Source organism: Streptomyces sp. NPDC055287, assembly GCF_053646035.1.
Genome location: NZ_JBSHNE010000046.1, coordinates 19,140 through 37,296 on the forward strand (window position 1 = coordinate 19,140; position 18,157 = coordinate 37,296).

At 67.0% G+C, this 18,157-nt stretch carries 19 protein-coding genes and 3 pseudogenes; 14 read left to right on the forward strand and 8 right to left on the reverse strand.

Going from position 1 to position 18,157, the window contains the following annotated elements:
- The first annotated feature begins 59 nt into the window (after window positions 1-59).
- The 3 genes from ACWIHY_RS35225 (at window position 60) to ACWIHY_RS35235 (ending at window position 1,500) form a co-directional block, all read left to right on the forward strand.
- Window positions 60-461, forward strand: a complete 402-nt coding sequence (locus tag ACWIHY_RS35225; RefSeq protein ID WP_454380479.1) for a hypothetical protein — start codon at window positions 60-62, stop codon at window positions 459-461.
- A gap of 2 nt (window positions 462-463) precedes the next feature.
- The gene (locus ACWIHY_RS35230; protein WP_454380480.1) at window positions 464-946 is read left to right on the forward strand and encodes a hypothetical protein; all 483 of its coding nucleotides are present in this window, start codon (window positions 464-466) and stop codon (window positions 944-946) included.
- Window positions 947-1,293: 347 nt separating this feature from the next.
- Window positions 1,294-1,500 carry a hypothetical protein gene (locus tag ACWIHY_RS35235; protein WP_454380482.1) on the forward strand — a complete coding sequence of 69 codons (207 nt, stop codon included), beginning with the start codon at window positions 1,294-1,296 and terminating at the stop codon, window positions 1,498-1,500.
- Between the two features lie 185 nt (window positions 1,501-1,685).
- Here ACWIHY_RS35235 and ACWIHY_RS35240 read toward each other — a convergent pair whose 3' ends face one another.
- Window positions 1,686-1,823 carry a hypothetical protein gene (locus tag ACWIHY_RS35240; RefSeq protein WP_454380483.1) on the reverse strand — a complete coding sequence of 46 codons (138 nt, stop codon included), beginning with the start codon at window positions 1,821-1,823 and terminating at the stop codon, window positions 1,686-1,688.
- Between the two features lie 52 nt (window positions 1,824-1,875).
- Between ACWIHY_RS35240 and ACWIHY_RS35245 the strand changes: the two genes are divergently transcribed.
- From ACWIHY_RS35245 to ACWIHY_RS35255, 3 genes and pseudogenes are all read left to right on the forward strand, one after another.
- Window positions 1,876-2,007: a hypothetical protein gene (locus ACWIHY_RS35245; protein ID WP_454380484.1), complete on the forward strand. Its 132-nt coding sequence runs from the start codon at window positions 1,876-1,878 to the stop codon at window positions 2,005-2,007.
- A gap of 679 nt (window positions 2,008-2,686) precedes the next feature.
- Window positions 2,687-2,923: a hypothetical protein gene (locus ACWIHY_RS35250; protein ID WP_454380485.1), complete on the forward strand. Its 237-nt coding sequence runs from the start codon at window positions 2,687-2,689 to the stop codon at window positions 2,921-2,923.
- Window positions 2,911-3,794 (forward strand): annotated as a pseudogene (locus tag ACWIHY_RS35255) (IS110 family transposase); the annotation flags it as partial. The gene ACWIHY_RS35250 and the pseudogene ACWIHY_RS35255, both read left to right, overlap by 13 nt.
- A 26-nt stretch (window positions 3,795-3,820) precedes the next feature.
- On the opposite strand, the gene ACWIHY_RS35260 reads toward ACWIHY_RS35255, so the two are convergent.
- The 3 genes and pseudogenes from ACWIHY_RS35260 to ACWIHY_RS35270 all read right to left on the reverse strand — a co-directional run.
- The gene (locus tag ACWIHY_RS35260; RefSeq protein WP_454380486.1) at window positions 3,821-4,114 is read right to left on the reverse strand and encodes a hypothetical protein; all 294 of its coding nucleotides are present in this window, start codon (window positions 4,112-4,114) and stop codon (window positions 3,821-3,823) included.
- 67 nt (window positions 4,115-4,181) lie between these two features.
- Window positions 4,182-4,883: pseudogene (locus ACWIHY_RS35265) on the reverse strand (NF041680 family putative transposase); the annotation flags it as partial.
- Between the two features lie 3 nt (window positions 4,884-4,886).
- A pseudogene (locus ACWIHY_RS35270) lies at window positions 4,887-5,366 on the reverse strand (IS701 family transposase); the annotation flags it as partial.
- A gap of 233 nt (window positions 5,367-5,599) precedes the next feature.
- Between ACWIHY_RS35270 and ACWIHY_RS35275 the strand changes: the two are divergent.
- Entirely contained in the window at window positions 5,600-5,866 is a 267-nt protein-coding gene (locus tag ACWIHY_RS35275; RefSeq protein ID WP_454380487.1) for a hypothetical protein, read from the forward strand.
- Here ACWIHY_RS35275 and ACWIHY_RS35280 read toward each other — a convergent pair.
- The gene (locus tag ACWIHY_RS35280) at window positions 5,842-6,696 is read right to left on the reverse strand and encodes a class I SAM-dependent methyltransferase (protein ID WP_454380488.1); all 855 of its coding nucleotides are present in this window, start codon (window positions 6,694-6,696) and stop codon (window positions 5,842-5,844) included. The genes ACWIHY_RS35275 and ACWIHY_RS35280 overlap by 25 nt on opposite strands.
- A 62-nt stretch (window positions 6,697-6,758) precedes the next feature.
- On the opposite strand from ACWIHY_RS35280, the gene ACWIHY_RS35285 reads away from it, so the two are divergent.
- Window positions 6,759-7,397, forward strand: a complete 639-nt coding sequence (locus tag ACWIHY_RS35285) for a TetR/AcrR family transcriptional regulator (protein WP_454380489.1) — start codon at window positions 6,759-6,761, stop codon at window positions 7,395-7,397.
- A 104-nt stretch (window positions 7,398-7,501) separates the two neighbouring features.
- On the opposite strand, the gene ACWIHY_RS35290 is transcribed toward ACWIHY_RS35285, so the two are convergent.
- On the reverse strand, window positions 7,502-8,488 hold the full coding sequence (locus ACWIHY_RS35290) for a GNAT family N-acetyltransferase (RefSeq protein ID WP_454380490.1): 987 nt from the start codon (window positions 8,486-8,488) through the stop codon (window positions 7,502-7,504).
- A 52-nt stretch (window positions 8,489-8,540) separates the two neighbouring features.
- Here ACWIHY_RS35290 and ACWIHY_RS35295 point away from each other — a divergent pair, with 52 nt between their 5' ends.
- From ACWIHY_RS35295 to ACWIHY_RS35305, 3 genes are all read left to right on the forward strand, one after another.
- Complete coding sequence (locus ACWIHY_RS35295; protein WP_454380491.1) at window positions 8,541-9,185, forward strand: TetR/AcrR family transcriptional regulator; 645 nt, start codon at window positions 8,541-8,543, stop codon at window positions 9,183-9,185.
- A 262-nt stretch (window positions 9,186-9,447) separates the two neighbouring features.
- Window positions 9,448-9,996 (forward strand): putative immunity protein, encoded by a 549-nt coding sequence (locus tag ACWIHY_RS35300; protein ID WP_454380492.1) that lies wholly within the window; start codon window positions 9,448-9,450, stop codon window positions 9,994-9,996.
- Between the two features lie 478 nt (window positions 9,997-10,474).
- Entirely contained in the window at window positions 10,475-10,876 is a 402-nt protein-coding gene (locus ACWIHY_RS35305) for a hypothetical protein (RefSeq protein WP_454380493.1), read from the forward strand.
- Window positions 10,877-12,009: 1,133 nt separating this feature from the next.
- On the opposite strand, the gene ACWIHY_RS35310 is transcribed toward ACWIHY_RS35305, so the two are convergent.
- A protein-coding gene (locus tag ACWIHY_RS35310; protein ID WP_454380494.1) for an IS5 family transposase occupies window positions 12,010-12,821 on the reverse strand; the annotation gives its coding sequence in 2 pieces (ribosomal slippage) (window positions 12,010-12,479 and window positions 12,479-12,821; 813 coding nt in all).
- Between the two features lie 838 nt (window positions 12,822-13,659).
- On the opposite strand from ACWIHY_RS35310, the gene ACWIHY_RS35315 reads away from it, so the two are divergent.
- Window positions 13,660-14,487, forward strand: coding sequence for a DUF3626 domain-containing protein (locus ACWIHY_RS35315; protein ID WP_454380495.1), 828 nt, complete (start codon window positions 13,660-13,662; stop codon window positions 14,485-14,487).
- A 321-nt stretch (window positions 14,488-14,808) separates the two neighbouring features.
- Here the strand turns inward: ACWIHY_RS35315 and ACWIHY_RS35320 are convergent, their stop codons facing one another.
- Window positions 14,809-15,330, reverse strand: coding sequence for an ATP-binding protein (locus tag ACWIHY_RS35320; protein ID WP_454380496.1), 522 nt, complete (start codon window positions 15,328-15,330; stop codon window positions 14,809-14,811).
- Window positions 15,331-15,698: 368 nt separating this feature from the next.
- Here ACWIHY_RS35320 and ACWIHY_RS35325 point away from each other — a divergent pair, with 368 nt between their 5' ends.
- On the forward strand, window positions 15,699-16,082 hold the full coding sequence (locus ACWIHY_RS35325; protein WP_454380497.1) for a hypothetical protein: 384 nt from the start codon (window positions 15,699-15,701) through the stop codon (window positions 16,080-16,082).
- Window positions 16,083-16,202: 120 nt separating this feature from the next.
- Window positions 16,203-16,826, forward strand: a complete 624-nt coding sequence (locus ACWIHY_RS35330) for a histidine phosphatase family protein (protein ID WP_454380498.1) — start codon at window positions 16,203-16,205, stop codon at window positions 16,824-16,826.
- Window positions 16,827-18,157 lie beyond the last annotated feature (1,331 nt).

Here is an 18,157-nt window from a genome sequence, read left to right on the forward strand (position 1 = left end):
ATCGCCATCGGATCTGATTGGATTCGGGCCGCCGCGGACTCCCGGTTCGCACGGGGACGATGCAGCTGGACGACGTCGACCTGGGCAACAGGCGCATCACCGTCGGCGGCCACGTCCGCCCCCTCGATGACCTCACCCGCCGTGCCGTCCTGGACTGGCTCGACCACCGCCGCAGTCGCTGGCCGAACACGGCCAACCCCCACCTGCTGATCACCCAGAAGACCGCCGTCGAACTCGGCCCGGCCGGCAAGCTCTGGACCACCCGAGCCACCCGCAACCTCACCGCCACCCTGGAACGGCTCCGCGTCGACCGACAGCTTGAAGAAGCCCTCACCCACGGCGCCGACCCGCTCCACCTCGCGCTGGTCTTCGGCATCGACGAGAAGACCGCCATCCGCTACGGCGACGCCGCTCGGCAGCTTCTAGCATCAGAAGCCGAGGAACACCACGAGAGGTCATAGGCATGCGCATCTCAACCGACGACGGCCGATTCGGGCTGATCTTGACCCCAGCAGGCGACCCCTGGGATGCGCGTTTCTTTCGTTTCCAACTCATCGTGGACTCGATCATCATGGGCGATTCAGAGCCCTGCATCCTCGGCTCGATGATGCTGACACTGCAGAACATGGCCAGGCTTGAGGACCCGCGTCTGGCCCAGCCCGACGCTGACCCGACCGCGACGCTGTCCGTGTTGCGCTCCGATGCCGCCCTAAACGATCCGTCGCTGCTGGGGGCCGCCGAGTCCCTCGACCATTGCCTGGTCCGCGGGTATGTCCACGGCACGAACGCGATCGTGATCGGCGAGCCCGCCGAACCGCCCGTGGGGACGCGCACGCCCCACGTCGCAGTCATGTCACTGCACGACTTTCAAGCGATCGTCACAGCCGCCGCCCACTACTGGGAAGAGGTTCAGCGTGATGCACGGCTCAACATCCTTAACCGATGAGGCAGCACCTTGAGTTCACCCAGAACACACGGGTCGAAAGCCTCCAGAAAGCCTGAACACCCGTCGGTTCCCGACGAAGAACCCTCAGTTTCGCTGAACCCGCGGGACTCGAGGCCCTGCGCTCGGGTAGCTACGACGAAGTGACAAGTAACGGCCTGTAGTCAACGTTGCCTTTGGTTTCTTGAAGCCCGACCGGCAGCGCGAGCCGCTCCGGCCACCATGATCAATCTCGCCGTTAACCGCCGTACGGCTACTACTCGCCCCCGGGCGATTCGCATGCGGTCGGGCAGAGGTGGGAATAGCCCAGGTACTCATGTCCGCAGAGTGAGCAATCCTCGGGGGGAATCATGACGGGTGACCGTCTCGGTGCGGCCAGCCCAGCTCGCCGCACCCGGCGCCAGAAGATAACGGCTTGGTTTAGCCTCCATCCGATAACGATCGTCATATGGGGCTTTTTGCTGCTGCTGGTGGTGGTCGGCGTGATTGTTGCGCGCACCTACCACGGCACTGGCGAGCCGTGCCCGCCCGACAAGGTCTGTCATTTCGTCCGTTGAGCTTGCCGAACTGGCCAAACTCCCACCGGACGTCGTCCAGGTCGAGCATCCGTGCCTCGTTGATCCGAAGTCCCAACGGCCTGCGGTCACCCGAACCCGGAATAACACGCCGTCACATCGGCTACAGAGAGCTACTTGTCACTTTGCTGTAGCTACCCGAGCGCAGGGCCTCGGAGTGCGGCCTCCTAGCTGGCCCGGGTCCGTTGGAGCGCCTGGTGGAGACGTTCGGCCGGTACCTCGAAGACGCCTTCGTGCTCGGGCCTGCTGTACTCGTAGACCGGTTGCCGTGAAGTGCCGTCGATGCCCGTGCCCTTCTCGACCATGGGCCTGCTGAAGAACGGGGTGTAGGGCGCGTCCCCTGAGAAGGCCTTCTACGTGGTCTGCGACGAGACCAACAACGGTGACGGCACCGCAGCGGGCATGCTGCTCATTGACGTCAGCTTCACCCCGGTCCGGCCCGGCGAGTTCCTCACGATCAGGATCACGCAGCAGACCGCCGACCAGTAAGCCGCCCCCTACCCTGTGCCAGTGAAAGGGCCATTCACACGATGGACGGCCCTGTCGCTGTGCTACCGGCCGGCGCCGGCGCGCCTCGGTCAGCTGGTGCTGTTGATGCCCAGTCGCAGCCCCTTCGTTCCGGACGGAACCCTTTGAACCCGGTGCTCCTCGTCGAGCCCTCCTCTGCGTCGCGCGGTCCCCTGTTCGTGGAGGTGGCCCCCGGGGTCCCTGCTGCTCCTACACGTGCGCGCGCGTACGGCGGTCCGCAAAGTACGGAAAGTGGGAGTTGGGGAACATCGGAGCGCGGGCGACTTACACCGGCGTGCGTATCGGCGCACTCGGATGCGGGGATGCGCTCCTCTCACTCGAACTAGCTACTGTACGGAGTCACTTGAGTACATATAGTTAAGTGATCGTTTGGGGCCAGGGGGAGGTCGCCGCCTGGGGCGGGCTAACTGCCGTTCCCTTGTCGTGCCGACCGCTAATGGCCGCTGCCTCCGCCACCCCTCGGGGTGGGCCTGAGAGAAAGTGATTGCGATGTTCTCTTCTTCTGTACGTGCCATCGGTCTGAATCGGCGCTGCCGCCGCCCTCGGCGTGGGCTTCGCCGGTTCCGCCCAGGCGGTCCCCGACACCATGGACGCCCCCTAAGCGCAGGCCGCCGCCCGCATCAACACGGACGGCTCGATCGTGGCCAGCAAGGGCATCGACACGGTCACCCGCCCTCAGCTCGGCACCTACTGCGTGTCCTTCACCAAGAACCTGAACCTGGCCCAGACGGCTCCGCAGGCGACCGTTGAGTCGGCCGACTTCGGAGTCATCTCCGTGATCACCCGTCCGCACGGCTGGTGCGGCAGCGAGCAGGGCACCCTCACCGTCGTCATTCGCGGTCAGGACGGCGGCCGGAAGGACCTGCCGCCTTCGTAATCGCCGACCAGGCCCGCATGCGCAAGGACCTCGGCGCACTGCGGCCAGGCGACGAGATAGCCGTCGACCTCAAAATTCTGGTCAGGCGCCGCACCGATCTCGTCAACGACCGCACCCGCCAGATCAACCGACTCCGAGAACAACTCCTGGAAATCTTTCCGGCGTTGGAGCGGGCTCTGAGCCTGACGAACAAGGGGCCGGTCCTGCTGCTGACTGGCTACCAGACCCCCGCCGCGATCCGCCGCAGCGGGGCCAAGCGGATTGAGACTTGGCTGAAGAACCGCAAGGTCCGCAGCGCCGGCGTCATCGCTCAGGCCGTCGTCGAGGCGGCCCAGGCCCAGCACACCGCGTTGCCCGGCGAGAAGCTGGCTGCCTCCATGGTGGCCCGCCTCGCGAAGGGGGTGATGGCCCTCGAAGAGGAAATCAGCGAACTCGAAGCACTCATCGAGGCCCGGTTTCACGAGCACTCACATGCCGAGGTGATCCAGAGCATGCCCGGTATGGGTGCCATGCTCGGGGCCACATTCATCGCCGCCACCGGTGGGGACATGGAAGCCTTCGGCACGGCTACCGCCTCGCGGCATTTGCCGGCCTGTCCCCGGTCCCACGCGACTCTGGCCGCGTCAGCGGCAACATGCGTCGGCCCCGCCGCTACCACCGCGGCCTTCTGCGGGCCTTCTACCTATCCTCCATGGCCAGTCTGCGATCGTGCCCAGCGTCACGCGCGTACTACGAACGCAAACGAGCCGAGGGGAAAGGACACAAGCAGGCAGTGCTGTCTCTCGCGCGACGTCGAGCCAACGTTCTATGGGCAATGATCCGCGACGGAGCGTGCTACCAAACAGCACCACCAGTCACCACGGCAGCTTGACTTCCTGATTGGGAAGTCGTTTAACTTCAGGCGCTCGGTGGGGTCGTGGCAACGGTGACCTGAGCTGTCCAGGACCCGGGTTCCCGGGGCGGATCCCAGGTCACATCGACGTCAGCTTCGTGGAAGTCGTGTGCGAGTCCCACCACCATGGCAGCCACGGCGGCCTGTGCCTCGGCTGGGTCGGTGTTGGCCGCCACGTCGGCAAGGCGTCCGCAGAGCATCCCGCCTTCCTCGGTGAGAACACTGTGGCGCCAGCCTTCCGGCGTCACCAGCAGGACGATGTTTCTCGGCATGCCGAAGGGAGGCCGTCTCTTCGTCACGCGCTCTCGTCGCACCATGGAGCTATCCAACCTTGTGGGGTTCCTGGAGGTTCGTGCGGGCGGAAGTTCAGGCGCCGCGGCGGGGTTTGGTGCCGACCTTGTGGTGGGCTGGCCGGGCGTATGCCTCGCCGGTGGCGAGGACCCGCCCGACGTCGTGGCGGGGTGCCGATCGCTGGTTTTTCGATCCTGGTGGCCGGCCCGGACCCGGGCGGGAAGGTTTCGGTGCACCAGCCGGGGAGCCGGTCTTTGTGCGCAGGTTTCTGAACGCTCTGCGGACCCGGGCGGGCGTGAGCTTGTTTGGCGGGGTCGGCTTCTCCCAGGGCCGACGAAGGTCGGTGGCCAGCGGGCGGGCGAGGCGGAGCTGGGCGAAGGCGACGATCACCAGCCACGTCCACCGGTCGGCGGCCTCGGAGCTGCGAAGCCGGGGCTTGGTCCACCCGAGTGTCTGCTTGAACAGGCGAAAGGTGTGCTCCAGGTCGAAGCGGCGGAGGAAGGACTGCCAGCAGCGGTCGACGTCCGCGTCAGTGGCGCCGGTGCCCGACCACCACAGCCATACCGGCTTGTTGACCCCACCACTGGGCAGCTTCTCCACGGCCAGGCGGATGACGGTGCCCTCGATGACGGGCAGCGGCCCCTCGTGGCCGAGCCATGCCGCCCGTCGGGTCAGCCGCGGATGCAGCCGGTCCCACGCCTGCGCGGTCGCCTTCCCATAAAGCCGCGTGTCCGTGGCCGTCACGGCCTGCTCGGTGCCCCAGGTTGCGGGGTCACCTCAGTAGGGCACCGCGTGGAGCGGGTAGTAGAGGCTCTCGTCGGCCCAGCAGGTCGTCACGGTGACGATGCCGTTGTCGGTCTTGCCCAGTCGGCCCAGCCACTGCCGCCCGACATGCGCGGTCGCGGTCCCGTCCTTGCGGTCACCCGAGTCGTCTATCACCAGTACCCCGCCCGCGTGCGGCTCGGTCGCCGGGTCGGCGAGCAGCAGTTCCACCCGGCGGGCGTTGATCTGCTCGTGGTCCCAGGTCGACTCGGAGAGGAAGAACTGCAGCCGCTGCACCGCCGGGTGCTGGGATCCGGCCACGGGCTCGGCGCCGGCCAGGCAGGTCAGGGTCTTGTTGCGGTCCCGCGGCAGCAGCAGCCCGGTGAGGTACTCACGGAACCCGCGTCGCTGGGCCAGCGTGGAGAGCAGGTCATCGAAGCGTGCGGCGTAGGCTTCCAGCGGGCCAGGAGCCGGCGGGCACGGCAGACGACGGGTCATCACAACCCCAGGCAGCGAGGCGACTTTCCTCTCTACCGGCCTACCCCAACGCTGACCCGCCGTCAACAAACCACCGCTAGAAGGCCACCCGGCCACAGCGAGCAGGAACCGGTAAACCGTCCGGCCCCGTCAGCCGACCCGGCCCGCTGACTGCCGCCCACGACCAGCCTGAGCACTCCGAAAACCGATCGCACCCGCCTTGGGACCTGCGACTTCAAGTTGGCGGAGGCTCAGTGCACGACATCGTCGGCGCGCACCGGACGCCGGGACGTCCCGCACTCACCTCTGACGGCGCCGGCGAACCACGTCGTCGTCGAAGCAGAACCCTGATGGCGCTCCTCGGAGTGCTCGCCGATGACGCCAAGCCCGAAGAGATCCGCCATGCCGCCGACGAGGTGCGCTTCCGCATCGGATCGCTCTGGGGCCCGCCCTCTGTGCCTCGGGTTTCCTTGCTCATCGCCTCGGGAACGATGCGTCACGTGTGCGAAGAGCCACGCTGACGCGTGGCTGTGACGATCCAGACCGACCCTGGGAGGCGCACGCCTTCGGCGGTCTCGAACTCGGCTAGCGCCTCGAGCACTTCGGCACGGATGCGGGTGACGGTCGCCTGGCCTACATTGCGCATATTGTGGCGGGTTGGGCCCATGGAGAAGATGAAGTCGGCGGCGTCCTTCGCGTCGGCGCCGAAGGTCATGGGCGCCTCGGCTGAAACCACGTCGACGTCGGTGAAACCGGCGGCAGCGAGCACCTGGCGGATGCGTACGGAATCGAGGAGCGACCCCATACCCCTGGAGGCGGGGGAAGCCTCCCGCAGGAACGGCGACAGTGCGGCGGTCGCGCGGGCGTAGGCGCTGTCGGGGGCCCCGGGCTGAGGGCCGAGGAACGCGAGTCGGCCGTCCGGCACGAGCGCGTGCCTGAGATGGGTGAAAGCTGCGACGTGGTCGGCGAAGAACATGACCCCTCCGCGGCTGAGGAGGACATCGAACCCGCGGTCGGGGAACGGATGCACCTGCGCGTCGCCCTGCTCGAAGGAGACGTTGCCGAGACCTTCCGCGGCGGCATCGCGGCGGGCGCGTTCCAGCATCGGCGCGGACAGATCGATTCCCACGACTCTTCCGTCGGACGCCTGCTGTGCCGCGAGGCGCGTCGTCTGGCCGGTGCCGCAGCCGATGTCGAGGACCCGGTCCTGCGGCGTGATCCCCGCGGCGGTGAACAGAGGTGCGTTGAACGCGCCCATCATCCCGTTGTAACGCTCGGGGTTTTCGGCCCAGTGAGTGCCCTCCCAGCCGTTCCATGCCGCTGCCTGCTGGTGGTTGGTGATGGTGTGCACCGCTCACGCTCCCTTTATTAGAGGTGACCTCTAGAGGTCACCTCTAGATATAGACTCCAGTCATGCGTGAGGTCAAGGGGAAACAAGGCGCGAGGGCCCAGGAGACACGGCGACGGATCATCGAGGCCGCCGGTGCGCTCTTCATCGAGCAGGGATACGGGGCGACGAAGCTCCAGGAGATCGCCGACCGGGCGGGCGTGGCGATCCAGACGATCTACTTCGTCTTCCGGAACAAGCCCTCGCTGCTCAAAGCGCTAGTCGATGAGGCGATCGCAGGCGACGACGACCCCGTCCCGACGATGGACAGGCCGTGGTTCGCCGAGGTCACGTCCGCCCGGACTGCCTCACCGGCACTGGCGGCACTGGTCGCCGCCACCCGTGCAACACTCGAACGCGTCGCGGCCGTCAGCGAGATGGTCCGCGCCGCGACAGCAACCAACCCGGAGATCCGAGAGTTGTGGCCGGATCAGGCGGACCCGCGCTACACGGTGATCTCAACGGCGGCAGAGTCTTTGATCAAGAAGCCGGGCGCCCGCCCGTCCATCTCCGCCGAAGAGGCGGCGGACATCATCTACGCCGTCCTCAGCCCAGAACTCTTCCTGGTCCTCACCCGCGACCGCGCCTGGCCACCGGCCAAGTGGGAGCAATGGGCATACGGCACCCTCGCCTCACAGCTGCTGGGCGGCAATAGTCGCCCCTGACCGTACGCGAGGAGACTCACGCAGTCATGAGCGCGCTCACCGACGGGCGGGCTGCCGATGCGCTCACCGGCGCCGATAGCCGGGGAGCGCACTGGCCCGCGTAGTCATGCCGTAGTGGTTGCCGCCACGTCGTCCCAGGCCAGCGAGGCGATACGCCATCCTGCCGGCGTCCGGAGGAACTGGGTGGTCTTGTGGCCGGAGCCCTGGAACGAGTCACCTTGGTGGATGCCGGACTTGCGGTATCGGCTGAACCGGTGCGCTATCGATCCGAAGATCTCGGTCCTTTCGGAGACCTCCCATTCGGAGAACTCCGTCAGCGTTCCGTCCGTGAGCATTTTCTGCCGGGGCTCGATGAAGGCGTCGAGGTCGTAGATCACGGGCTCGCCCCCGACGTTCGAGATGATCCTGCCCTGCGGGATGAAGACGTCGCGGATGACGTCGAGACCAGGGCGTCTGCCGCAGGTGTTGGTAAACGCGCCGGCGAACACTGCCATCAGCCGATCAAGCTCGGCCTTGACACCGGCCCCGGACGCTTCGGACGCCTCACCGGGGCAGGGCCATTCCTCGGAAAGGACCGACCAGACTTCGCTGTCGTGCCGCACACCGCGGTGGGGAGAGCGCCGCCGCAGCACTCCTTCACGGGTCATCCCCAACCGGTGTGCGACATCGACGCTGCGGGTGTTGCCCGCCGCGACCCACCATTCGACGCGGCTCATCCCGCGTGTACGGAAGGCCCAGTCGATCAACGCCCGGCAAGCCCGGGTGACCAGACCCCGTCCCTCCGCCGCCCGTTCCAGCCAGCAGCCGATCTCGCAGACCCCGGAGGCGCTGTCGAAGCGGGTGAACATCACCCCGCCGACCAATGTGCTGTCGAGCCAGATCCCGTAGATCCGGCCGGTGTCCAGGGCCGTACGGTCGGCATAGCGCTGGAGGGTGGCCGTGGCCGAGTCACGGTCGGTGCTCAACGACGCCCAGGGTATCCACGGATCCACGGTGTCCCGTGCGCGGTCCATATGAGCGAGGAACTCCTGGGCCTGCCAGGGCTCGAGGGAGCGGAGTTGGGCCCGGTCGCCGAGCGGCATGGTGAACATGGAAGCCTCACTCTCGGGTGCGTAACAAGCGTTCGGTACGTAAGCTAGCAGCATGCCGCCCGCACCCGGAGATCGAGAAGCCCGCCGCCAGGACGTTTCCGAGGCGGTCTGGCGCGTAATGGCCGACAAGGGGTTCGGTGGCCTGACCCTGCGTGCGGTCGCCGCCACTATGGACGTCTCGACCGGGATGCTCATGCACTACTTCCCGACGAAACGAGCCCTGATCCAACATGCCTTGGACCTGCTGGAGCACCGCACCGCACAGAGGCCCCGCCGCGCACGTCCCGGACCCGGCCTCTCCACCGTACGCGCCACCCTCCTGGACATTCTGCCGCTGACCTCGGACGACACCGCCCGCAACCGCATCTGGGTCAGTTCCTGGGACCTCTCCCTCGCCAACGATGAGCTGGCCAGGCAACAAGCCGACCGATACACCCGGCTCCGCTCGGCCATCAGCCCCCACTTCGAGGTCGCGCGCGACCTCGACCAGCTGCCCGCAGACGCCGACCCGGAACAACTGGCGGCAGCCGCCGTCGCCTTCACACACGGCCTCGTCGTCCAGGCCCTCTTCGACCCCGGCCGATTCCCTGAAGACGTACAGATCACCATGCTCGACGACTTCCTCACTGCGACCGCAAGGCCACGAGTCGACAGCGACGGCAGCCGACCCGCGCCGGATGCCTTGGAACGGCCGTGACGTGAGGCGGTCAGTTGCCGGATCTGTCTGTCCGGTTGGTGATCACCGAGCCTCCGCCAACTTGAATTCGCTGGTCAACGGGCCCGATTGCGCTGGACCGCTAGTTGGTGGGGGCGGCATGTCACCGGATCGAAGAAGGATGCCGGGTCACAGCGAACGGAAGACGACCAGCCGTCCGCTGACAGATGATCTACTCCTCAGACAGCCGCCCACGACCAGCGTGAGTGCCCCGAGAACTGGTCACACGTGGAAGATGGAACCCATGACAGGGGACGCGAGCGAGATCGTTTTGACCAAGCAGGACCTTCGTGAGATCGCCGCGTTCGCTGCGGCCTGTGCTGAGGCGGCGCTTCAGGTATTCGAGGCCGATCAGCCGGACGATTCGCGGCCTCGAGACGCCATCAGTGCCGCGTGGGAGTTCGCTCGGGGCGGCGAACGCGGGAAGTCTCTGCGCGACACAGCATCCGCGGCCCTCAAAGCGGCCAAGGACGCGGACACTGCGGCTGCCCGAGAGGCAGCGTGGGCTGCGATGTCTGCGGCAGGCGCCGCCTACCTGCATCCGTTGGCCAAGGCCACCCAGGTCAAGCACATCCTCGGAGCCGGCGCCTACGCGGCCCGAGCAGCCGAACTCGTCGCCGGCGAGGACCGGAGCGTTGGTGCCGAAAGCATCGAGCAGACGGTGCATCGTGCGACACCAGTCGTCATTGACGTGCTCAAACGCTTCCCGGCGGCGCCGAGTGGCGGCGGACGGGTTGGCGAGTTGATCCGCATGCTGGACGCTGACCTTCGTTCACTCACCATCGCTGAGTGACTTTCAGCGTCAGGCGGAACGGCCCCACATCCGTCAGCGGTTGACTTCAAGGTTCGTCAGGACAAGCAGGGCACGCAGGAGACGGGTCGCGCGGGCAGCGTCGGTGCGGAGTTTGGTCCGCCAGTTCTTGGGGTGCGCTTCTTGAGGTGCGCGAAGCCGTGCTCGACCGGTGCGCACCCTACGGCGAGGACGCGGTTGGCTTCCTTCTGGTCTGGGGTGAGTTTGTGGGCGCGGGTGGCGGTGAAGCCGGTGACAATCACGGGGTTGCATACGCCGTTGTCCAGGCCACGGAAGCCGAGGTCTGCCAGCGCCCCGAGCTGGGCGGTCGCGCAGGTGGGCCAGGATGTGGTCGTGGCAGGCGGCGGTGACGTCGCTCCCTCACCGTCACCGGCTTCGCCGCCCCTGACCGCCTTCCTCGCCGGCCCTGCGGCTCACGCCGGGGACACCCGGGGGATGGCGTGACTGCGGGCGCTCCCAGGTGCAAAAGGTCGAGGTCGATGACTGCGGCGCGGCGCCGTGCGTGTTCTGCAAGGGCAACAGGTACAAGGTCCGCGTCACCTTCATGCCCGAGTGCAGCAGCAACGACATTATCCTCACCCGGACGGCCAAGGTCATCTTCGATGTCACCCTGGACGAAAGCAGCGGCGCCGAGATCGGCATGTCGGCCGTGACCGCCGGCCAGGCCGCCACCTTCACCTACGAAGTCGACGCACCGACGCACGCCCCGACCAACTCCACCACGGAAGCTGGACGGTCTCCGACACCGAAGGCACGCTCGCCTGCTTCACGATCGACACCCAGATTCGCCCCAACGCATGACCCCGTACCGCCGCGCTTTCCCGGGCGCCATCCATCCGAGGGGCCCGCGGGGGCCGTCTGACGAGGCGGACCGCCTGCGTGCGGCACGGTGACGGCATGCGCCGCTGGTCCCTCCCCCTGCTCCTCGCCGGCGCCGGAGGTCGATGAGCCGCCTGCTGTAGGCCAGCTCCTCGCCCGTCGAGGCCGCCCTCCTCGCGCATACTCCGGTTCCCCTCCTGTGTGCACATTGGGACGCAGCGTCAGGCAGGCAGGCCTCCCGTCGTCAGGGCTTGGGCCTCACGGAGCGGCGATACAGGGGGACAGCGATGGCCAGTAATACCGATCGCGGTCCGGTCGTGGCTGCCGCAACGGTGCCGCCACGGTTTTTACTCGCGGCGGGCCTTGTGCTGCGCCGGGGCTCTTCGGGCACCGACGAGGGGCTGGCGGTGGAGGCTTTGTTCGCCCCGGTCAGTACTCGCGTTACGGTGCCCGATCGCGTGTCCGCCGTTGCGGCATGGTGGAGAGCTCCTGCAGAGGCGTGGGTGTTTCGGCTCATCCTGCGGCCCCCGTCGCAGGCACCACCCGAACGCGGCCGCCCCGGCGCCGTGGCTTCACCCGCCCGGCACTCCAACCAAGGGAGATACGGGACTGGACGCCCCTTCCGTACTCAGCCGGCTGCGGCGGCCGGGCCCTCCCCGAACCGGGGAACATCCACGACCGTCGCGTCCGGGCGCAGCTGAATCCCTCCAGCTGCAGGACGTGACCGGGGATGGTCCGCCCTTTGACGATTCGGTGCGCAGTGCTGTGGGGCAGCACCCCGAAGTGGCTGGCGTGCTCCTGCATCACGTGCGCGGAGGGGGATCGGGCCCATGCGTGCAGCTCGCGCAGTCGTGCGCTCAGGTCCGCCTCGTCGAATACGAACCTGCACGTAGGCATCGGACCGGGGCGCGGATCTTCAGCGTCCTCCACTGCCCTCCGAGCGCAGCGCCAGAGAAAGGACGCTTCGGACAAAGCCTCCTCGAAACTGGCCGAGTACCAGTCCGTGAAAAAGGGCCCGTCGCAGAACCGGAGGTTCTGAGAGGCTTCCGCAATCAGCCTGGCGGACGCGGGCTTACGGCGCGGTGGGCTCACCAGTGAAGCGGGCGATGGTCTCGGCAAAGACCCTGTCGGCGATTCTCCACAGACGAGAGGCCAGCCCTCCAGCTCTAAGAACTCCTATCTGAATGACTTCAGGCGTCGCCAGCAGATGAGTGCACATCCGAGAGTGAGGGCTTCGTGGATGTCGTCGCGTATCTCCCAGCGGATTCGTAGGCGGCGGAACCAGTGCAGGTGGGCGAACGCACGTTCCACGACCCAGCGTTGGGTGCCTAGGCCGGAGCCGTGTTCGGTGCCGCGGCGGGCGATCAGCGGCTTCACGCCGAGCTCCCGGACCAGGCGGCGGTACTTGTCGTGGTCGTAGCCGCGGTCGCCGAGCACGACGTCGGGGCGGCGGCGGGGCCGGCCGCGTTTGCCCCGCACGGGTGGCACGGCCTGGAGGAGTGGGATCAGCTGGGTGACGTCGTTGCGGTTGCCGCCGGTGAGCGTGGCGGCGAGCGGGATGCCGGTGGCGTCGGTGATCAGGTGGTGTTTGCTGCCGGTTCTGCCCCGGTCAACAGGGCTTCGTCCCGTCTTGGAGCCCCTTTTAACGCCCGGATGTGGGAGCCGTCGACCGCTGCCCGGGAGAAGTCCAGGGCGTTGGCGCCGCGGAGCTTGGCGAGGAGGACCTCGTGGAGCCGGGGCCACACTCCGGCCTCGGTCCATTCGGCCAGGCGGCGCCAGCAGGTCATACCCGAGCCGAAGCCGAGTTCCTGAGGCAGATGCTCCCAGGAGATCCCGGTGTGCAGCACGAACAGGATGCCTTGGAAGACCAGCCGGTCCGGATGCCGCTTGCGCCCCGGATGACGAGCCCGACGCTCCACCTTGGGCAGCAGCGGCTCGATCACCGCCCACAACTCGTCATCGACATCCCACGGCTTCGGCCGAGCCATCCCACACCCCCGGATCAACGTTCCCGGAGCGACCCAACCACCTCGAAGATCATTTCGTTAGGAGTTCTAACGCCGTCAAGGCCGCAGGCGACTACGTCGACGTTCGGTAGCGACATGCGGGCCCGGCCCGGCAACCTCGGCGGACCCGTCCGAGTGCCGTTGGCGCCATTTGAAGCTGCCAGACCGGCGGTGGGCTACGCGCTTTCGTGTGCCTTGGCGGCGAGGGAAGGTGGCTGGCGGCTCTGCTCGGCTGGTTGCCCGATCCCGGATCTTCGGCACTATGGTCGGCGTCCAGGACAAGCGTGAGGTCCCTGCCGAGTACCGGGCTGTGGTCGATGAGGCGATGAACGACAAGGTGCGCGCGACGCTGCACAAGGTGGGGTGAACCGGGCCCGGCGCCTGTTCAGCGTGGCTCGGTGACGCTGATGCCGCAGAAGTTCCGGGCGGCCGTCGCCGAGAGTGGCACCTGAATCTGCCCCTGGGTGGGGCCGGGACGGGCCGTGAGGCTGTCAGCACGAAGCCCCGGGCCGTGACGCCCGGGGCTACTCTGTGCATCTCGCTTGACCTGCCGGGTTCAACGACCGGCCGCGACAGATGTCACGCCCCTTCTAGCAAGCGTCAACATCGTCCCCGCGAAGCTGTAGGGCCGGTCTGACGACGAAGGCCCTGGGGCCGTGCAGCTCCCGGCGCGTGTGAGCGACTGGTCTTCGTCGTGTGAGCAATCCACATGCACCGATTGATCAAGTCGGGGAACACTGTGCCGATGAGCTTCCCAGCCGCCCGGACACGTCAGGAACGGGCCCTTGGTTATGTCGCGCAACTGGCGTCGGGCCCTCCGATGGACCCGGTGCTGCGGGTGACCCTGAACTTCCACCCGGACCGTCTGCTGCATGGCAAGCCGATTCTGGACGCCATGGTGGAGGGTGGCGTCTACCGCTCGCAGTTCGTCACGGGGACCAGCAACGGCGGACTGACCGCGCATCCGGGCGGTGACCGGTGGTACTGGGAGAGCCGGATCTTCGACGGGGCGTACGACGAAGCGACCGCGCATGAGCGGCCCGTCTACGGGGCGTTGAACTTCCGTCGCAAGCCTGCCGGCGGGGCGCCGCGGTTCGGCTCGGCCCACTTCCGGCTGGCTGCCGACACGCTGGCGCGGACCACGTTCTGCTACCCGGACAGCTTCTTCGAACCTTCGCATTTCGGTGTCGCGTCCCGCATGGGGCTTATCCAGCTTGCCCTCGACGATTCTCAGGACGATCTTGACGACTACGTCGAGGCGCAGGTGCACGGCCCGGTCCGGCTGCACCACCATGTGGAGGCGCTGGTCCTGGACCCCTGCTACCGGGGCACGACGGTCGAGGCCGCGGCTCAGCGTCTTGACTGCCCAGTGCAGTGGCACCCCGGCTTCCGACTCAAGGTTGAAGAACTCCGACGCCACCCCCACTACCGCGGCCAGGAATACGTCGACTTGGGCACGCACATCGCGGTCGACGGCGTACTCGATCCTCGGATCATCGGACATGCCGCACGAACCGGCCGCTATGACCCCCAGGCGGTCAAGAAGGTTTGGCACTACCTGGCGCGCTTCGGGGCGCCGACGAAGGCCACTGACACACCGCTGCCTCCGGCACCCATGGAGGAGATTGCACTCGATAGCCCTCGTTGAAGGGCTGGTGCCGCAGCGCCTTCCAAGGTCATTCCGAGCTGTGCGAGCCTCGGCGTCCTGACAACGGTCGTCGGTCACGAGGTCGCACTCGCCACGGTGGCCGCCCCAAACCCCGTTCAACCCACCCACACAGCTGCGCCTCGCGTACCCCGAGGCAGGGAATTGAGCCGAAGCACGGTAGGTGTCACCGGCGGAGCCGGATGAGCTGGCGGCGAGGGGCGATCGAAGCAGTCTGGTTGTCACCAGTGAGGCACGCGGCTGTCACACATGCTCATTCAGCAGGCCTTGTGTCACCAGTGGCGGAAGATCGACGGGCGGACCTCAGCTCTTGACGGCTTCCGCGATCTTCAGGGCGGCCTGGGCGGGCGTGAGGTGCGTGGTGTCGACGACCTCGGCCTCACCGTGCAGCCACGTGCGGGCCGCCTCGGCGTAGGGCTTGAGGTAGGTGAGACGGAACGGGGAGGGACCAAGAACCGTGTCCCCCTCGATGCGCTCGCGGAGGGTGTCCTGGTTAGCGTGGAGAACGAAGTGCCGTATCGGAATCGCATGCTGGGCTAGGCCCGAGCTGATCTCGCGCCAGTACTGCTCGACCAGGACAGTCATGGGCATCACCAGAGTGCCGCCGGTGTAGTCGAGTACGCGGCGGGCGGTCTCGACCACGAGTGGCCGCCACGGCGGCCAGTCCTGGAAGTTGCCCGTCCAGGGCAGCCCCGGCCTGATGTCCATGAGTGTCTCGCCGACCTTTTCGGCATCGAACACCCGTGAATCCGGGATCAGCTGCTGCACGAGTGCACTGGTCGTCGTCTTGCCTGCGCCGTGGGTGCCGTTGAGCCATACGATCATGGACCCAACGCTAGCGCCGTGCGGGATGCAGATGGTCTCAACCGCCGAGATCAGGTGTCGTCTGTCTCGCAAAGTCGCACCGACTGGGCATGCCGCCCAGTCGGTGACAACAAGCCTGCCTATGTGACAACTAGCGTGCGGTCGTGTCTGCGGGGGCAGCCAGGCGCCCCATGCATCGGGGGCAGCGGACCCGCCACCGCCCTGCGGCCGAGGCGTTAGCCGATCATGATGAACATCAAATCAACCAGCAGGGTTGTGGCAGCCGTAGGCGGAGCAGTTGCACTGCTCGCCACTCTCACTGGACCTACGTCCGCAGCCAGCGATCCGGCGTATTCGCCGCGACGTTGAACTGCATTGGCTCGATCACCGTGAACATCTCCAGCAGCGGGGCCGTCGATGGCAAGGGGACGCTCCGCTGCGCGACGCCCAACACCTCCTACGACGGCCAGCTGACTCTCTCGGGGACGGTGACGAACAGCAGTGGGCTGATCTACGAGACCAGGACCTCCGACCGGCTCAGCATCTTCAACGGCAGCAGCGGCGATATCATCGACCTCACGGTGAACCGGAGGCTGGAGCGGCTCTCCAGCGGAGCCTCCGGCAATGCCACCGAGCGGGGCGCCGGGATGGTCATCGGGGGCGGCCCCTTCGGCGGCGCCCGGCAGAGCGAGTCTGGCACCGGAACGTTCGGCACCGGGATGGTGACGACCTTCCTCATCACCGACAACTACATCTTCGACCGGAACGGGTAACACCATATGCGCCTGCTGGCCAGTTAGAGCGTGTCTCTTTGATGGGTAGAGGGAACCGGCAGTGGAGGAGGCAACGTCCATCGATGCACAAGATCGCTAGTGGGCGTAGAGGAGTATTCGATGACCGGCACAGCCACCCGTTACCTCTATCTGGTCCGGCACGGCGAGGCATTGTCGGACGAGAGCGGGCTGACGGAGGGCGGCCGTCGGCAAGCCGTGCTGCTCGGCCAACGCCTCCGGGACATCCCCTTCGCAGCTGTTCACCACGGTCCGCTGCCCCGGGCCGAGCAGACCGCACGTCTGATTGGCGACCAGCTGAAGAACGTTCCCCTCCGTGTCTCGGAAGTCGCCGGTGACTACGTTCCTTACATGCCAGTAAGGGACGAGCTCCCGGTGGAATCAGCAGACTTCTTCCTCCGCTTTCTCGCTGGCGCCACTGAGGAGGAGCGGGAGCATGGAGCTGCGCTGGCCCGCCAGGCGCTGGACATGTTCACCGGACCGGTGGACGGTGAACAGGACCGGCACGAACTGGTCGTCACCCACAACTTCCTGGTCGCCTGGCTCGTCCGGGACGCCATGCACGCGCCGCAGTGGCGCTGGCTCGGCCTCAACCACTGCAACGCCGCACTCACGGTCATCCGATACGCGCCCGGTCGGCCCGCCTCCGTCCTCATCTCCAACGACATGCGGCACCTGCCCACCGAGCTGCGCTGGACCGGGTTTCCCCCCGAGGTGCACATCTGAATGTGCCCGCCACGCCCGTACATCGGGCAATCGCGCCAGTCGATGGGCTCGAGCGTGTCACTTCGGTGAGTTGGTCCGTTGATCACATCTTGATGCTGCTCCTCGTAAGCCCGGCTGGACAGAGGGTGGGAGAAGCGCACGTGCTTGTCGGCCGGAAGAGGGGGTGGGGGGCCCTGAGAGGTGGCAGGGCCCCCCACCCAAACGCGGGTCCGTGGGGACGGAATGCACTCACGCGTCGGCACAACAACGACCGCCAGGACGTCACGGTCACGCTCTGCCCTCAGCGCCCTGCCTGCGAGCCACGTGAGTCCCGGCTTCGGCCCGCGGTAGGAGAAGATGTCGTTGACGCCGATCCATTGCCGGCATACCAGCCTTGTGGGGCTGATGCAGCTCGGGGACGTGGGCGAGGGCGTCGCTCAGGTCGATGCCGAGGCCGAACTCGGCGAGCGGGAAACAGCATTCCCCGATGGAGAGACTCGCGCACTGGCGGGGGGTGGCGGGGGATCTGACCGGGGCAGTGGCCGAGTGTGCAGTGCTGCTGGCTATTCGGCTGCGGATGCTGGGCGCGGACCATCCTTACACCCTCGGCACCCGCAGGGATTTGGCCTACTGGCGCGAGAAGGGGCAAGAACCGATTGATGAACAACGTCGGTAAGCGGCAGCGCTCGGCCGGAGCGAGACCGGATCATGCCCATAAAACGGTGTCAGAAAGTCGATGCGCTCATTGCGGACGGGGGAACCCTGAGGGAAGTAACGCCTGAAGCAGGCGCAGTGCCCGGCTCCGCTTCCGGCGGTCAGAGCCAGGTGCCTTCCAGGGCGCGGCGGTCGCCGGTGGGTGCGCGCCTCCCGCACCCGGTGCGCCAGCACCACAGCCGCCCGCCGCGCCTCACGATCGCCGCACGCAGCTGCTCGATCAGCCACAGGGCATCCAACCGGCCCACCGGCTCCAGCCCCGCACCCTGATCCTACTCATCCGGGGAAGCCACACCTTCATGGTGCTCCCCGTGAGACCGGCCGGGCAGGGGGCGCGCGCAGCACACGCGCTGCCGGCTAGGAAGAAGGGGTGAGGGCCCTGACGGGCTTGAGTTCTAGTGGTCGTCGCAACACCCCAGCGCTGAGGGAATGCGATGGACTTCGAAGCTCGGGCGGACCGCAGGCCTACGGGGCCGTAGAAGTTGAGCCAGAACCCGAGTTTTGACGGCACTGTGGTGCTTTGCCAGGACAGCATGGGGATGGTCCTAGTGCTGCTCCGCGGAAGTTCGTGGAGGGGCGTTGATCAGGTGGTGGGGTCGGAGAGGTAGAGCCCGCAGGCGCAGTCGAGGGCTTCTTCC

Coding starts and splice junctions, on each gene's coding strand:
- ACWIHY_RS35225 (WP_454380479.1), top strand. CDS start 60: ATGCAGCTGGACGACGTCGACCTGGGCAACAGGCGCATCACCGTCGGC.
- ACWIHY_RS35230 (WP_454380480.1), top strand. CDS start 464: ATGCGCATCTCAACCGACGACGGCCGATTCGGGCTGATCTTGACCCCA.
- ACWIHY_RS35235 (WP_454380482.1), top strand. CDS start 1,294: ATGACGGGTGACCGTCTCGGTGCGGCCAGCCCAGCTCGCCGCACCCGG.
- ACWIHY_RS35240 (WP_454380483.1), bottom strand. CDS start 1,823: ATGGTCGAGAAGGGCACGGGCATCGACGGCACTTCACGGCAACCGGTC.
- ACWIHY_RS35285 (WP_454380489.1), top strand. CDS start 6,759: ATGCGTGAGGTCAAGGGGAAACAAGGCGCGAGGGCCCAGGAGACACGG.
- ACWIHY_RS35290 (WP_454380490.1), bottom strand. CDS start 8,488: ATGTTCACCATGCCGCTCGGCGACCGGGCCCAACTCCGCTCCCTCGAG.
- ACWIHY_RS35295 (WP_454380491.1), top strand. CDS start 8,541: ATGCCGCCCGCACCCGGAGATCGAGAAGCCCGCCGCCAGGACGTTTCC.
- ACWIHY_RS35300 (WP_454380492.1), top strand. CDS start 9,448: ATGACAGGGGACGCGAGCGAGATCGTTTTGACCAAGCAGGACCTTCGT.
- ACWIHY_RS35315 (WP_454380495.1), top strand. CDS start 13,660: ATGGACCCGGTGCTGCGGGTGACCCTGAACTTCCACCCGGACCGTCTG.
- ACWIHY_RS35320 (WP_454380496.1), bottom strand. CDS start 15,330: ATGATCGTATGGCTCAACGGCACCCACGGCGCAGGCAAGACGACGACC.
- ACWIHY_RS35330 (WP_454380498.1), top strand. CDS start 16,203: ATGACCGGCACAGCCACCCGTTACCTCTATCTGGTCCGGCACGGCGAG.